Annotated in this window: 1 protein-coding gene; it reads right to left on the bottom strand. The window is 65.8% G+C overall.

Annotated elements, in window-relative coordinates; translation table 11 throughout:
• Positions 1-104: 104 nt before the first annotated feature.
• Positions 105-550, bottom strand: a 446-nt coding sequence (locus tag C1631_RS25355) for a transposase (RefSeq protein WP_185144698.1), incomplete at its 5' end; no start/stop codon positions are given.

The following is a 550-nucleotide window of genomic DNA, read 5'->3' on the forward strand; positions in this document are numbered from 1 at the left end:
GCGCACAAAGTGACCTGCCACTGAACTTTCATCCAGCGGCGATTAGGGTCGTGTCCCTTGGGGTGGTGTAGGAGCGCCGGTCCTCGGCAGGGTCCGAGGTTTGGTCAGGCGGACACGGCGGACAGCCTGAGGACAGGATCATCGCTCAAGGAGGCGAGCGACTCCAGGCTCATGTAGCGGCGGGAGACCGCCCACTCGTCGTTCTGCTCCAGCATCAGCGCCCCCACGAGCCGCACGACAGCCCGGTCATTGGGGAAGATGCCGATCACGTCGGCTCTGCGCTTGATCTCGCCGTTCAGCCGCTCCAGCGGGTTGGTCGAGGCGATCTGCGCCCAGTGCTCACGCGGGAAGGTCATGTAGGCCAGTACGTCCTCCCGTGCCCCGTCCATCAACTCGGCGAGCTTCTGGAAGCGCTCCCGCAAGGCATCGGCCACCTGCCGCCACTGGGCGTGAGCCGCCTCAGCACTGTCCTGGGCAAAGATGGTCTTGAGCATCGCGACCGCTGCGGGCCGCTGCTTGGGAGGAACATGGGCGAGCGCGTTCCTCATCC

The sequence above is a fragment of the Chryseobacterium phosphatilyticum genome (genome assembly GCF_002899825.2).
Lineage (GTDB): Bacteria > Bacteroidota > Bacteroidia > Flavobacteriales > Weeksellaceae > Chryseobacterium > Chryseobacterium phosphatilyticum.